The sequence below is a fragment of the Luminiphilus sp. nBUS_16 genome (assembly GCF_051201645.1).
In the GTDB taxonomy this organism is placed as follows: Bacteria; Pseudomonadota; Gammaproteobacteria; order Pseudomonadales; family Halieaceae; genus Luminiphilus.
Map to the genome: position 1 here is coordinate 2,584,105 of NZ_CP179205.1, position 14,024 is coordinate 2,598,128.

General features: G+C 52.3%; 16 protein-coding genes. 13 read left to right on the plus strand and 3 right to left on the minus strand.

The window, feature by feature from the left end:
• The first annotated feature begins 29 nt into the window (after window positions 1-29).
• The 8 genes from ACMAY6_RS11465 (at window position 30) to ACMAY6_RS11500 (ending at window position 6,190) form a co-directional block, all read left to right on the plus strand.
• Entirely contained in the window at window positions 30-629 is a 600-nt protein-coding gene (locus ACMAY6_RS11465; protein ID WP_435211969.1) for an inner membrane-spanning protein YciB, read from the plus strand.
• 61 nt (window positions 630-690) lie between these two features.
• The gene (locus ACMAY6_RS11470; RefSeq protein ID WP_435211971.1) at window positions 691-1,398 is read left to right on the plus strand and encodes a TIGR04211 family SH3 domain-containing protein; all 708 of its coding nucleotides are present in this window, start codon (window positions 691-693) and stop codon (window positions 1,396-1,398) included.
• Window positions 1,399-1,431: 33 nt separating this feature from the next.
• Window positions 1,432-2,034, plus strand: coding sequence for a peptidylprolyl isomerase (locus ACMAY6_RS11475; protein WP_435211973.1), 603 nt, complete (start codon window positions 1,432-1,434; stop codon window positions 2,032-2,034).
• A complete protein-coding gene (locus ACMAY6_RS11480) occupies window positions 2,031-2,792 on the plus strand; it encodes a pyridoxine 5'-phosphate synthase (protein WP_435211975.1) in 762 nt (253 codons plus the stop codon). The genes ACMAY6_RS11475 and ACMAY6_RS11480 overlap by 4 nt, the downstream gene beginning before the upstream one ends.
• Window positions 2,793-2,822: 30 nt before the next feature.
• Window positions 2,823-3,515: an RluA family pseudouridine synthase gene (locus ACMAY6_RS11485; protein ID WP_435211977.1), complete on the plus strand. Its 693-nt coding sequence runs from the start codon at window positions 2,823-2,825 to the stop codon at window positions 3,513-3,515.
• Window positions 3,516-3,572: 57 nt separating this feature from the next.
• Window positions 3,573-4,073, plus strand: a complete 501-nt coding sequence (locus tag ACMAY6_RS11490; RefSeq protein WP_435211979.1) for a DUF2244 domain-containing protein — start codon at window positions 3,573-3,575, stop codon at window positions 4,071-4,073.
• 73 nt (window positions 4,074-4,146) lie between these two features.
• Complete coding sequence (rimO, locus tag ACMAY6_RS11495; RefSeq protein WP_435211981.1) at window positions 4,147-5,469, plus strand: 30S ribosomal protein S12 methylthiotransferase RimO; 1,323 nt, start codon at window positions 4,147-4,149, stop codon at window positions 5,467-5,469.
• Window positions 5,470-5,479: 10 nt separating this feature from the next.
• Window positions 5,480-6,190, plus strand: a complete 711-nt coding sequence (locus ACMAY6_RS11500) for a 16S rRNA (uracil(1498)-N(3))-methyltransferase (RefSeq protein WP_435211983.1) — start codon at window positions 5,480-5,482, stop codon at window positions 6,188-6,190.
• 82 nt (window positions 6,191-6,272) lie between these two features.
• Here ACMAY6_RS11500 and msrA read toward each other — a convergent pair whose 3' ends face one another.
• Complete coding sequence (msrA, locus tag ACMAY6_RS11505) at window positions 6,273-6,926, minus strand: peptide-methionine (S)-S-oxide reductase MsrA (RefSeq protein WP_435211985.1); 654 nt, start codon at window positions 6,924-6,926, stop codon at window positions 6,273-6,275.
• 406 nt (window positions 6,927-7,332) lie between these two features.
• On the opposite strand from msrA, the gene ACMAY6_RS11510 reads away from it, so the two are divergent.
• From ACMAY6_RS11510 to ACMAY6_RS11530, 5 genes are read left to right on the plus strand one after another with little or no spacing between them, the layout of a single operon-like run.
• The gene (locus ACMAY6_RS11510; protein WP_435211987.1) at window positions 7,333-7,923 is read left to right on the plus strand and encodes a hypothetical protein; all 591 of its coding nucleotides are present in this window, start codon (window positions 7,333-7,335) and stop codon (window positions 7,921-7,923) included.
• Between the two features lie 38 nt (window positions 7,924-7,961).
• The gene (locus ACMAY6_RS11515) at window positions 7,962-8,690 is read left to right on the plus strand and encodes a molecular chaperone DnaJ (protein WP_435211989.1); all 729 of its coding nucleotides are present in this window, start codon (window positions 7,962-7,964) and stop codon (window positions 8,688-8,690) included.
• Between the two features lie 36 nt (window positions 8,691-8,726).
• The gene (locus tag ACMAY6_RS11520) at window positions 8,727-9,062 is read left to right on the plus strand and encodes a heat-shock protein HtpX (protein ID WP_435211991.1); all 336 of its coding nucleotides are present in this window, start codon (window positions 8,727-8,729) and stop codon (window positions 9,060-9,062) included.
• 17 nt (window positions 9,063-9,079) lie between these two features.
• Window positions 9,080-9,958 (plus strand): protease HtpX, encoded by an 879-nt coding sequence (htpX, locus tag ACMAY6_RS11525; protein ID WP_435211993.1) that lies wholly within the window; start codon window positions 9,080-9,082, stop codon window positions 9,956-9,958.
• Window positions 9,955-11,034, plus strand: a complete 1,080-nt coding sequence (locus tag ACMAY6_RS11530; RefSeq protein ID WP_435211995.1) for a S1C family serine protease — start codon at window positions 9,955-9,957, stop codon at window positions 11,032-11,034. Before htpX ends, ACMAY6_RS11530 begins: the two co-directional genes overlap by 4 nt.
• Before the next feature lie 51 nt (window positions 11,035-11,085).
• Here the strand turns inward: ACMAY6_RS11530 and ACMAY6_RS11535 are convergent, their stop codons facing one another.
• Window positions 11,086-12,498, minus strand: a complete 1,413-nt coding sequence (locus ACMAY6_RS11535) for an alanine/glycine:cation symporter family protein (protein ID WP_435211997.1) — start codon at window positions 12,496-12,498, stop codon at window positions 11,086-11,088.
• A 9-nt stretch (window positions 12,499-12,507) separates the two neighbouring features.
• Complete coding sequence (locus tag ACMAY6_RS11540; RefSeq protein ID WP_435211999.1) at window positions 12,508-13,854, minus strand: sodium-dependent transporter; 1,347 nt, start codon at window positions 13,852-13,854, stop codon at window positions 12,508-12,510.
• Window positions 13,855-14,024 lie beyond the last annotated feature (170 nt).

The following is a 14,024-nucleotide window of genomic DNA, read 5'->3' on the forward strand; positions in this document are numbered from 1 at the left end:
CCCCGCCTGCCAGAAGTAAGGCATACCTTATGAAACAGCTGGCCGAATTTGTTCCCATCATTATCTTTTTCGTCATTTATCAAATGGATGGCAGTACCATTACCGTGTCAGGCTGGACGCATACCGTTGACGGAATCTACAGCGCCACGAAGGGCTTGCTGATAGCGACCTTTCTTATTTTACCGCTCCAATGGTGGCTAACAGGGTACATTGAAAAACGCTTGTTATGGACCAGTGCGGCAGTATTCGTTTTTGGAGGCGCGACCTTATTTTTTAAAAATGAGCTGTTTATTCAGTGGAAGCCCACCGTGTTCAATTGGGGCATGGCCATCGCGTTCGCCGTGTCGCAGTTTTGGGGCACAAAAAACCTGATTGAGCGGCTCATGGGCTCTCAAATCCAAATTCCGCGAGCGGTTTGGCGGCGAATTTGCTGGGTATGGGCCATGCACTTTGCCATGGTAGGCACACTCAATCTTGTCGTGGCCTATCAATTTTCAGAGGCGACTTGGGTTTCCTATAAGTTGTGGTCTGGCATTGGGTTTACCCTGTTTATTATGGTGATTACGACCGTCATGATAGGGCCTTGGGTGAAGGCCGACAGTACCAGCAGCGACAGCAACGGCTCATGAAACACGAAAATAGGCGATACTGCAGGCGCCCCAGGGACGTTAAAGACAAGGAGAGCCACTAATGACCCCCAATAACACATTGATACAGCCACCTAGCGCCATCGTTGGGCTACTTTTGCTGCTAGGCGCACTGCTGCCAGCGCCGAGTTTTGGAGAAGAGCAACGCTATATCACCGATGAAATACTCGTGCCCGTGCGTAGTGGTGCCGGCGGTGAATACCGCATCGTCAATAAAGGCTTGTCATCAGGCACACCCATCACCCAATTTGGACTGTCTGAGGACGGCGTCTGGGCTGAGGTCGAGACACGAGGCGGTACCCGAGGCTGGCTGCGTGCGCAGTATATTCAAGTCGACCGGCCCAGCCAGCTGCTCCTTGAAGATGCAAACAAGGCGTACGCCAACCTCGAAGCAGACAGAAACAAACTCCGAAGCTTGCTCGACGACTCACAATCGGTTGCCTACGAAGCCGATGGCCAACTCTTGGAAATCAAGGAAAAGCTGACTGTGAGTGAAGCTGAGCTTAGTCGAATAAAGCAAATATCCGGAGCGGCTATTGAGCTTGATTCACGAAACCAATTACTGGCAAAGAACTTAGAGACCAAACGCTCTGAGGCGGAACTGTTAAAACTTGAAAATGTACGTCTGCAAGAACGCATTAAAAGCAATCAAATCATCGACGGTGCTCTCGCCGTGCTTTTGGGTGTGATTATCATGGCCATTGCACCCAAGTTAATTCCGAAGCGACGCCGAAACGATGGCTGGTCGTAATCACCTATGTTCTCCCTACTGGAACTCCCTACTATGAAATACATTTGCAGAATATTTGTCTTGCTGGGGCTGTTTTCCAGTTCTAGTTTTTTATTGGCTCAAGAAAACGCGAGCACCGTGCGCGTAAAGCTCGTGACCTCCGCCGGGGACATTACCCTCAAGCTTTACCCAGAAAAATCTCCAGTCACTGTCGAAAACTTTCTCAATTATGTAGACACCGGATTTTACAACGGAACGATCTTTCACCGAGTTATTAGCAACTTTATGGTGCAAGGCGGAGGCTTCACTGCAGAGATGACAGAGAAAGAATCTGGTGACCCTATTGTTAACGAGAGTCGCAATAAACTGCACAATATTCGGGGAACGATTGCCATGGCAAGAACCAGTGACCCCGACTCAGCAACCGCGCAGTTTTTCATAAACCAACGCAGTAATTTGCAGCTCGATTGGGCACCCGGAAAGCAGGGATATACCGTTTTTGGCGAAGTCGTTAAGGGCATGGGGGTCGTTGACTTCATAGCGACGGCAGATACCGACACAACCCTTATGAGCACCAGTGCGGGACAGCGTCCCTTTCAAGACGTTCCAGTAGATGCGATTGTCATTAAAAATATTGTCCGCGTGCAAAAAAAATGACGGCACTGAGCATCAATCTGAATAAAATTGCTCTGGTTCGCAATTCACGGGTTACCGCCATCCCAAACGTAGTGGACCATGCACTCATGTGTGTGTCCGCAGGTGCCGATGGAATCACAGTACATCCTCGCCCAGATCAACGACATATTCGCGCACAAGATTGCTTGGACCTGCAATCTGCCCTAGACGTCGAGCTCAACATCGAAGGCAATCCCTTCACAGAGCCCCGTGCCAGCGATCAGTCACACGTCGGTGACTACCCAGGATTTGTCGCCCTGGTGCAGGCCGTAGGTCCCGCGCAAGTGACCCTCGTCCCTGATAACGATCAGCAACTGACCTCTGACCATGGTTTTGACCTTGCAAAAGACGGTAAGCGTCTCGAACCGGTCGTTAAAGTGTTAAAGGACCTAGGCTGCCGTGTGAGTCTTTTCATGGATCCTGAACCTAGTGTGATGGCCACTGTCGCGAATTTGGGCGCTGATCGCATCGAGCTCTATACCGAAAGTTACGCCCGAGCGCACGAGACGGGCAATTTTGAAAAAACCTTGTGCGCGTTTCAGGAAACTGCTGAAGCTGCCTTTGCGGCAGGTCTTGGGGTAAACGCAGGACACGACTTAAATCTGAGCAACTTACCTGACTTCACAATTCCCCACCTCGATGAGGTCTCCATTGGCCACGCCTTTACCGTGGATGCTCTTCGCTGGGGCATCGCTAACACCATACCGCGCTACCAACAGGCCCTCGGTAAGAACCTGTAAAACGCCATGACCTGTGAGCCAGAAACCGGCATGGAACCCCCTCCCTATCTCGTACCCCACAGCCGTGAAAGCATTCGTATTCTCTATGCCGATGATTCCCTGCTAATCATTGACAAACCACACCTTCTCCTCAGCGTACCCGGACGTCACCCTCTTAATCGCGACAGTCTTATCAGTCGCCTGGAACACCGCTTCCCGGGGGTTGCCGCGGCTCACCGATTAGATCTGGATACCAGTGGCATTCTGGTTGTCCCCAAAGACAAAGCAACATTGGTAGCGCTCAACCAGCAATTTCAAGAGCGCGCGGTTCTCAAAACCTATCGAGCTTTAGTCTACGGTGAAGTGCGGGATGATGAAGGCGAAATAGACCTGCCCATTATTAAGGACTGGCACAACCGCCCTAAGCAGAAAATATGTGTAGAAACCGGCAAACCCTCCCTCACCCATTATCGCGTGCTTGATCGATTGCCCAACAGTTCTTTGCTTGAGCTAAAACCTGTCACAGGCCGCTCACATCAACTACGCATACACCTTATGGCGCTGGGCCACCCGATCATGGGGTGCGACCTTTATGCCCATGAAGACGCGTTGTCAGCATCGCCACGCCTGCTACTGCATGCTTGCGAGCTAACGTTTCAGCACCCGCAAACAAAGGGGCTTTTGCGCGCCTACTCCCCCACACCCTTTGACGTAAAAGGGCTGTATACCTCGCGACCAGGCTAGTCCAGTTGTGCATCTTCCTGCGTAGTATCTAGGCAATCCCAGAGGAACATCACCGTGGTGAGTAGTGCCCAAAAAGACGACGTTCACACCATTATCGCCAGGCCTGACCACTCCTCTACGTGGCGGAACAACCTGTGGCTGCTTGCAGCTATTGCCGTTCCATCGCTAGGTGCAGCGATAGGCTTTGCTTTTATGGGGGCATGGCCCATTCTGCCCTTTGCTGGCGCCGAACTCATTGCTTTAGGTGCCGCGCTGTACTACGTCAATTGGAAGTTGCAGTACCGGCACGTCATTACCCTGGACCCAAGCAGCGTACAGATCGACATTGGCCACTACGCCCCCCGGAGAAGCTGGCAATTCGACCGGAATGAGTCATCCCTGGCAGTCACGCCGGAAAAGCACCATTGGGAGGGCCCCACGCTGGCCATACATAACCGTGAGCAAACCGTTGAGATAGGGAATTTTCTGAACCGAGATGACCGTTTACGGTTACTTTCTCTCGTCAAAAAAGAGCTGAAAGTTGGCACGCACAGTGCAGTGGGCTCGAGGCAGCTTTGAGGTCGTAAGCCCTTCACAGGTACACTGCCGCTTTTTACACCAAGACATCCTGCCTCAGACGGCCTAGAACGCTATGACCACGAACCCCGAAAAAGTTGGCTTTATATCCCTCGGCTGTCCAAAAGCACTCGTGGATTCTGAACGCATCCTCACTCAGCTCCGCTTTGACGGCTACGAAGTCACACCGAACTACGAGGATGCGGGCGTTGTGATCGTTAACACCTGCGGATTTATCGACAGCGCCAAAGCTGAATCACTCGAAGCGATAAGCGAGGCTGTGCAGGAAAATGGCCGAGTCCTTGTCACTGGTTGCATGGGCAAAGGAGATGATGCCCAGCGCATTCAAGATCTCCACCCCAATATCTTGGGTATTTCCGGACCTGCAGCCTACGAAGAGGTTGTGGGTGCGGTACATGAGGTCATACCGATGACCCGCCAACCCGATCCTTTGAACGACTTAATTCCCGCGCAAGGAATAAAGCTCACCCCAAGGCACTATGCGTATTTGAAGATTTCAGAGGGCTGCAATCACCGCTGCAAATTTTGCATTATTCCCAGCATGCGGGGTGATCTGGTGAGTCGGCCTATTGGTGACATCATGCGCGAAGCCGAGGCTTTGGTTAAAGCCGGTGTCCGCGAGTTGCTGGTCATCTCCCAAGACACCAGTGCCTATGGTGTTGACCTGAAATACCGCACAGATTTTTGGGAGGGCAGACCCCTTAAATCGGATTTGCTGACGCTTGCTAAGACTTTGGGAGAGTTCGGCATCTGGGTACGACTGCATTATGTCTACCCCTACCCCAACGTTGATGCTCTGATTCCCCTGATGGCTGAGAAAAAAATTCTGCCTTACCTTGATATCCCTCTCCAGCACGGTAGCCCCACGGTGCTACAGCGCATGAAACGACCCGCTGCCGCGGAAAAAACGCTTGAGCGCATCAAGGGCTGGCGAGATGTCTGCCCTGATATCACGTTACGCTCCACCTTCATCGTAGGTTATCCGGGGGAGACGGATGATGAGTTCCAGCAACTTCTCGATTTTATCGATGAGGCTCAGATTGATCGAGCCGGTTGTTTTCAGTACTCCCCGGTCAAAGGCGCTACCGCTAATGAACTGCCCAACCCTATATCCGAAGCCGTGAAGCAGGAGCGCTGGGATGCCTTCATGGCAAAACAACAAACCATAAGCGCAGCCAAGCTGGCCAATAAAGTGGGCACGACGCAGGCCGTGCTCATCGATGAAGTTGAGGGTGAGCGTGCCGTCGGACGCAGCATGGCCGATGCGCCAGAAATCGATGGCGTGGTCTATCTCACAGCGCCTCCAGGGTTAAAGCCCGGGGATCTTGTTGAAGGCGAGGTGTCTGCTGCCGATGACTACGATCTATGGATGACCTAGAGAGTCCGCGGTGAACATTGTCTTATTTGAGGCTGGCGAGCTCTCATCTGATCATACTATTACACTCACTGGCAGGCGTTATGAGCATTTACAGTCTGTTTTGAAGTGCACCGAGGGTGATCAGGTCAGGGTTGGCCTCATTAACGGAGGCAAAGGGATTGGAAAGGTTGTCGACGCTAACGCGGCGAGCCTAAAACTGCAGGTTGAACTCGCAGAAGATCCGTCACCACCCCACCCCACAACGCTAGTGCTAGCACTGCCCCGCCCTAAAATGCTGCGTCGGATCCTGCGAAGTTGTGCAGAGTTCGGTGTTCAACACCTCCACATTGTGCACAGCTACCGCGTTGAAAAAAGCTTTTGGCAGAGCCCCTTACTACAGCCGCGAAAAATACAGCAGGCCTTGCTCACGGGTCTTGAACGAAGTGGTGATACCCGACTACCCTCCGTCACACTGCATCGTCGGTTTAAGCCTTTTATTCAAGACCACCTTGAGGCAATTGCCAATGGGAAACCCATATTTATTCTGCACCCTGGAAATTACCCCTCCATGGAGGCTGCCTTCAACGATCCACAGTTAATTATGATCGGGCCCGAGGGCGGATTTATTCCCTACGAAGTTGATTTAGCCTGCTCAGTTGGCGCACAACCTAGAAGTTTAGGACCGCGCATTCTGAGCGTGGATACAGCGGTTCCAGCCATATTGGGCAGGGCGCTGCCCTAACCCATTCAACACGCCCCTCGATCTAAGCAGAGGTGCCGAGGTCTGAAATCAAAAAAATGGGCAGGCCCGTTGAGGCCCTTTTTTAAACCCCTGTCCCCACAGGGCAGGCAACACCCGTCCCCCCCAAACCACAATAGCCCGCAGGGTTTTTGTGCAAGTACTGCTGGTGATAGTCTTCGGCGAAGTAAAAGCTGGGGGCATCGCAAATCTCCGTCGTAATTTCTCCAAACCCAGAGGCCGTAAGCTCCAACTGGTATTGGTCCTTGGTTTGCATCGCGGCTTCGCGTTGAGCTTCATCAAATACGTAAATACCACTGCGGTATTGAGTACCTAGGTCATTCCCCTGACGCATGCCCTGGGTTGGATTGTGGCCCTCCCAAAATAGCGTCAATAGCGATTGGTAATTTGTTTGCTCGGGGTCATAGACCACTAAAACCACTTCGTTATGTCCGGTCTGTCCAGAGCACACCTCTTTATAGGTGGGGTTGGGCGTCACACCGGCGGCATAACCCACGGCGGTCGTGTAAACACCGTGCGCCTGCCAAAACTTTTTTTCGACGCCCCAAAAACACCCCATACCAAACATGGCGCTCTGGAGGTGACCCGGGAACGGCGGACAAATTGGGCGCCCGGTTATCGCATGATTGTTAGTAACCGGCATCGGTGTCGATCTTCCGGCCAAAGCAGTGTCTTCATTGGGTAATGCGCGTTTACGGCGAATATCAAAAAGGCTCATAAGCTCTCTGGTGGATATGTGTAAGAGGTTCGAGTGTAGCGAATCTCCGCTCAATGCCACAAATACAGACAGCCGTTGCCGTCGGCAAACGTCCAAAGCCTATTGCTTCGAGAAAGATCCTTTCTGCGGGCCAGCTAGATTGCTACTGATCCATGAATGCGCACAGCTCGTTGTGTCTTTCTCCAGACACAAGCGCTAACACCCAAAGCAGGGTGATTCTGAGCCAAAACTCCGCGGAGTTAAACTTGACCGGCGGCGCCGATCAATGTCTTATCATCACTTCACTTCACAACAAAGATAACCTCTCATCAGCAAAGATATCACCTCTAAAATCTCTAGGTCCGACGTTGCAGCCTTCGTCGGTAAAGCCAAGGCCATACGAACAATTAGCAGTCGACAGTCGAGATTGGTTTTTGCCCTCGACGCCACCGCTAGCCGAGAGGCGACCTGGCAGACAGCGCGACGTCATCATCGTGAGCTATACAATGCCACGGCCGAAGCATCCGGCTTGGCTGTTCAGCTTTGTTATTACAGGGGTATCCATGAGTTTCACGCGAGCCCTTGGTTAACCTCGGGACAAGAGCTGTGCGACCGTATGGATCGAGTGGCCTGCGAGGGCGGCCCTACGCAAATTGCTCGCTTATTCAGCCACTACCTCGAGATAGGTACTCCCGCAACACCTGTGAGGGCTCTAATTTTCATCGGAGACGCTGTAGAAGAGCAGCCCGACTTTTTACTGGGCTTGGCTGGCCAATGCCGCTTAAAAGGGCAACCGATTTTTACTTTCCAAGAGGGATCTGATCCGGCGGCGACACGTATTTTTTCTGAAATTGCCCGTATCAGTGGCGGTGCCTATGCTGCTCTTGGTGGGCATAGCGGGGAGACGCTGCAACGATTACTGGCAGCAGTCGCGCGTTACGCAACGGGGGGCCGGCAGGCGCTCACTCAATCCGGCACTGAGAGTGATAGAATGCTGCTTTCCCAGCTGCCCAAATAAATGTAGAGCAGCGCCACCAATACGGAAACCCCGCAACCGTGCCAAGAATCGTCTTACTACTCGCCATTGTCATAGCCCTAGTGCTTCTCGTGCGCCGAATTCAGTCCATGCCGCCCCACAAGCGCCGCGGTGGCTATGTTCAGCTGATACTCGGTGCTGCAGCACTTGCTGCGATCGTACTGACTGCCATGGGGAAAATGCACTGGGTTGGTGCTGCCCTTACCGGGCTGTTAGTGGCCGCACGTCAAAGCCTACCGATATTGATACGCGCCTTTCCGCTGTTACAACAGTGGTCGCGCAAGACGCCCCCCCCCACTGGCCAGCATTCTGAAGTCAAAACCAACTTACTTCGAATGACCCTAGATCACAGTAGCGGTGAACTTCAAGGAGAGGTGCTTAACGGCCCTTTCACTGACTGGACGCTGGCCGAAATGACTCGAGAACAACTCCAGACGCTGCTTAGCTACTGCCAAGAACAGGATGCAGATTCAGAGCAACTCTTGCTCAGCTACCTGGAGCAGCGCTTCCCTGATGGCTGGCAGCAAGGTGAAGCTGGCGATACAAGCCAACATGCCCCGTCCAGCTCCATGAGTCGTAGTGAGGCTCTCGCTGTGCTGGGCTTAGGTGAAGATGCCACCCGAGACGATATTGTGTCGTCCCATCGAAGTCTGATTCAAAAAATCCACCCCGATCGTGGTGGAAATGACTACCTGGCCGCCAAAATCAACGAAGCTAAAGATTTTTTGATCAAAGAATCAGTTAGCTAATAAATCTCTGTAACGTCACAAATACCAAGGTATCTCATGAGCTCCGTTTTTGTTGTTAGTAATCACCATGGCCATTACTGGGGCCGGGGTAAGCGTTGGGTCGATGGGCAAGACAGCAGTCGCGTTCTCGCTCTGACACACCGCGATGAAGCTGTTAACAGCGTCTTTGAGTTGAGTTCTAAAGACGTGCTTCTTCGTTGTGACATTCTCACATTGAACCTTGTGGACGGTAAGCTGCCCAAATTGGAAGTCTCGAGCATTCCATTACCGGATGCAGAGGATGAGGCGAAGCAAAATGGCCAAGAGGAATTAGATGTGACGCCCCTTGAAAAAGCGTCATCGACCCCGATGTCTACAACAGAAGAGAATTAAACCGGAGAAACCTGACATTGCGCATTCTTTTATTTTTAGGCACCAACCTAGCTGTTTTAGTTTTGGTAGGTTTGGTTTTCAATTTACTGGGGTTTAGTGGCGTACTCGAAGCCAATGGGGTAGATCTCAATCTCTCTGCTCTGTTGGTCTTCTGCGCGCTCTTCGGCTTCGGTGGTGCCATTATTTCCTTGCTACTGTCCAAATGGATGGCCAAGAGAGGAACCGGCACGGTCATTCTCGAACAGGCCAGGACTCAAGATGAGCAATGGTTACTCGACACTGTCGGCAGTTTGGCAACACAAGCGGGCATTAAAATGCCAGAAGTTGGCATTTTCCCCTCAGAGTCAGCCAACGCCTTTGCAACGGGCTGGAATCGAAATGATGCTCTGGTAGCTGTGAGCAGTGGGCTGCTCCAACGCTTCTCCCCCAACGAAGTGCGTGCAGTACTTGCCCATGAGCTGGGTCACGTAGCCAACGGCGACATGGTGACGCTAACGTTGATTCAAGGCGTGGTAAATACCTTTGTGATGTTCGCTGCGCGCATTATCGGTCACACCATAGACCGAGTTGTCTTCAAGAACGAGCGTGGTTACGGCATCGGTTACTTCATCGTGACCATCGTGGCTGAAATCGCACTGGGATTTTTGGCCAGCATGGTGGTGATGAAATTCTCTCGATGGCGAGAATATCGTGCCGATGCGGCAGGAGCTGGCCTGACCACGCAGCAGGATATGATCGCAGCCTTGCAACGGTTACGTACCGATCAGGGACACCCTAGCGAGCTCCCGGGTGAACTCACCGCCTTTGGTATTCGCCCAGGCAAGGCAGGCTTTGCTGATTTATTTCGATCACACCCCTCGCTTGAGGATCGTATTATGGCACTGCAAAACCCATGAGAATTTTCCTCCACGCCCTGCAGCATTGGCCCGCAGTAATATTGCTAACTTGCTGTGTGATTTACAGCGCCATCTCGCGGGCAGGTCCCGAGGTCGACTATTTGACCTTTGCTACAAACGACGAAAAAAACACGACAGATATTTTTAGCCAGGCAAGCCCAGCTGTGGTGTCGGTCACCAGTAGTGCGCTTCGTCGAACCATGTTTTCACCCAATGTTCTTGAAGTCCCTCAAGGTGCTGGCTCAGGATTTATATGGAGCAAGGACGGCCTGATCGTCACCAATTTTCATGTGATTTCTGGCGCCGATAAACTTACCGTAACCATTGCTGATGAGGATTTTTCCGCGGAGGTCGTAGGAGTTGCTCCTGAGCGAGATCTTGCCGTACTGCGACTTTCAGAGCGACCTGATGACCTCACCGTTTTACCTTTGGGTGATTCTGCAGAACTATCCGTCGGCCGCAAAGTACTGGCAATCGGCAATCCATTTGGCCTCGATACCAGCCTGACTATTGGTATCGTAAGCGCATTAGATCGAGAGATTCGCTCTCCCAGCAACCGTACAATCAGTGGCGTTATCCAAACAGATGCCGCCATAAACCCAGGAAATTCAGGCGGGCCGCTCCTGAATTCCTTAGGGCAGTTAGTAGGCGTGAACACCGCTATTTACTCCCCCAGCGGCGGCAGTGCCGGCATCGGGTTTGCGATTCCTGTGAATTTAGTCAAAGAAGTCGTCCCACAGCTCATTGCTTACGGCAAGATCTTGCGTCCGGTCCTCGGGGTTGAGCTAGCCAGCGACCGCTGGACACGGCGTTACGGCATTGGAGGTGTTGCGATCATAAGAGTGCTTCGCGGACTCCCAGCGGCAGAGGCCGGAATGCAGGGGGCCACCCGAAATCGACGGGGTGAAATTGTTCTTGGCGACATCATTACCCACATTGAAGATCAACCTATTCGCAGCCAAGACGACTACTTATCAGCGCTAGAAAAGTACAAGGTGGGAGATTCAATTTCACTGACCGCTAAACGTGGCGATGACATTAAGCGTTTCAACGTCACCCTGTCAGAGACCCGCTAATGACGCCGACAAAATGGCTCTTGGGCGCCGTGGCCATGATCATCATCGCCTTTATTCAGTTTTGGCCGGCGTCTCTACCAGTGGCCAACTCTCAGGATCCAAATTCTGCTGCGGCAACCGAGAGTGATCAAACGTCGAATTAGAGACGCCGCCCCGTGATTCAAAGTCCCGCAGAAGCGACATTCCAACGGGGAACAGGGCCCACAAGGCCACTAGATTTACAACGGCCAACAGCCCCATCGTGAGGTCGGAAAAGCTGAAAATCGTGGTCATATCTTGCAGCGACGCCCAAGCAATCAACGCCAAAACAGCCAAGCGAAAACAGTTAATCGTGATCTTCGGACTGATGTCAAAATAAGCGATGCTGTTCTCACCCAAATAACAGTTGTAAGCGATACTACTGGTGGCAAATAACACCAAAGCAATACTCACTAGGGGCTCACCGATCGGTCCAATATGAGTAGCGAGGGCGCGTTGGGTTAGCGCTATTCCTTCAACCCCCTCTGCCCCCGGCTGATACAGGGGCGAAAGTAAGATGATCATGGCAGTGCAAGTACATAGAACAATGGTGTCGATAAAGACGCTCAAACCTTGAATAAGGCCTTGTGACATAGGATGGGCGACGTCTGCCACAGCGGCTACGTTAGGTGCAGTGCCTAAGCCCGCCTCATTGGAAAATAAGCCGCGTCTAGCGCCCTGCATAACTGCAGCGGCAATCCCCCCGCCAATTACCTCGTCAAAACCGAAAGCCGACGACATGATAAGCGCGAATGCTGAGGGCACCTGGCTGATATTCATGATGAGAACAGTCATGGCCACGCCGAAATATCCCAAAACCATTAGGGGCACGATGAACTCAGAGAAGACGGCGATGCGACGAATGCCGCCAAAGATCACGAATGCCATTAAAGTGGTTAGCGCGGCTCCGGTCTGCCAGGCAGAAACGCCAAAAGCTGACTCTACCGACTGTGTAATGGCGTAAGCCTGTACAGCGTTAAAACCTAGGCCTAGCGTGACCAAAAGCAATAGTGAGTACACCACCGGCATTACGCGCCAGCCTAAACCGTAGCGCATATAAAACGCCGGCCCACCGCGAAAATCATTATCGCCATGACGGCGTTTGAACAGTTGCGCCAAAGAGCACTCGAATACACTCGTCGCCATTCCCAGCAACGCAATAAGCCACATCCAAAACAGCGCACCCGGGCCACCGAGGGTAATCGCAACCGCAACTCCCGCAATATTGCCACCGCCGACACGGCCCGCAACACTCACCAACAGCGCCTGGAATCCAGAGATCCCCTGTTTAGTGCCGACTGCGCGACTTACCCAAAGCTGGGCGAACATCGCTTTAAATAAACGGACCTGCACGAACCGAGACGCGAGAGTAAAACGTAACCCGACTAATAAAAGTGCCGCTATGAGGACGTAGGTCCACAACCAGTCAGTAAGCGTCGCTAACATCGAAGTTCCTTAGATCAGGCCTGAAATTAGGATAAAGGCAATGGCAGGAACCGCCACGTAACGCACAAGTTGACGCCACAGCGAATAAACGAAAGACGTAGTGCCTAGTTCATCCTCGCTGTGCTCCCTGAGCATAAACCATCCGGCGAAAGTGGCGATAAGTAAACCCCCTGCAGGCAATAAGACCTTATCGGGAATGGCAAACGCCACGTCATTAAAGTTAAACCCTGCAACGGTGTAATCAGACCAAACGCCGTAGGACAACACGCTGGCGACACTACAAAAAGTTACGGCTGCGACGACAACAGCAGAGCTAAGGTGACGATGTAATGCAAATCGTTCGCTTACCCATGCCGTGACCGACTCCAACAAGCCCACCATGCTGGTGATTCCGGCGACGGCAAGCATGATAAAAAATAGCGTCGCAAAAACATGTCCGCCCGGCATTTGGGCAAAGGCAACAGGCAATGTTTTGAAAATAAGTCCGACGCCACTGGCAATATCTAGGCCGTGGTGAAACACCGCAGGAAACACAACGAATCCAGCGAGCAGCGCCACCAAAGTATCGGCGAGAACGACAATAATAGCGGCGCGCGTTATTGAAAAACCCTTGGGTAGGTAGGCCCCATAAGTCATCATTCCTCCCATAGCGACTCCTAAAGAGAAAAAGGCCTGCCCCACGGCTGCCAACAAGGTGTCAGGCCCGACTTTACTGAAGTCAGGTGTGAACAACCATTCCAATGTCTCGACAAAACCGCCTGCAAAAGCGTTATAAATGCTCAGTCCAATAAGCAGCGCGAACATGAGGGGCATCATCACCGTTACCGCACGCTCAATACCCCCTTTCACCCCGGAGAAGATAATCGCACCCACAATTAGATTGCCCAATAACGTCCAAAACAGCATGCCACCACTGTTCGCCAACAAGGCATCAAACGCCTGAGATGAAGTGCCAGCATCGACACCTACAAAACCTGTTATGGCGGCTTTGGATAAGTACGATAGAACCCAACCCACCACCACCGCATAAGTTATCGCGATCGCAAATGCCGTGAGAACACCCATACCACCCACGAAGCGCCAGTGCCTAGAGCGACCCGACTCCTCAGCAACACGCGCCATCGACTCGGGGGGACTGCTCTGTCCACGACGACCAATAACGAGTTCAGCGACCAAGCAGGGCACACCAATACAAAATGCGCAAAATAAGTAAATTAGAACGAAGGCAGAGCCGCCATTTTCACCCGTAACGTAAGGGAATCTCCAAATATTGCCCAAGCCCACGGCAAACCCGACCGACGCCATAATGAAGGCAAAACGACTGGAGAAGTGTGCACTACCGCTAGCAGCTGTCATTGTTTGAATTTCCTTTTTTATAATCTGCGCGTGTTTTATAGGTCATGCTTTATTGGAGTCGCCGCGGTCTTTTCAATAACGGGACTGACTCCCGCCATCTTCATCATGCCCGCTGACGGAGACACCCACATCAATGACCCATAGGCTCAAAAGTCCAACGAGTGACGTCA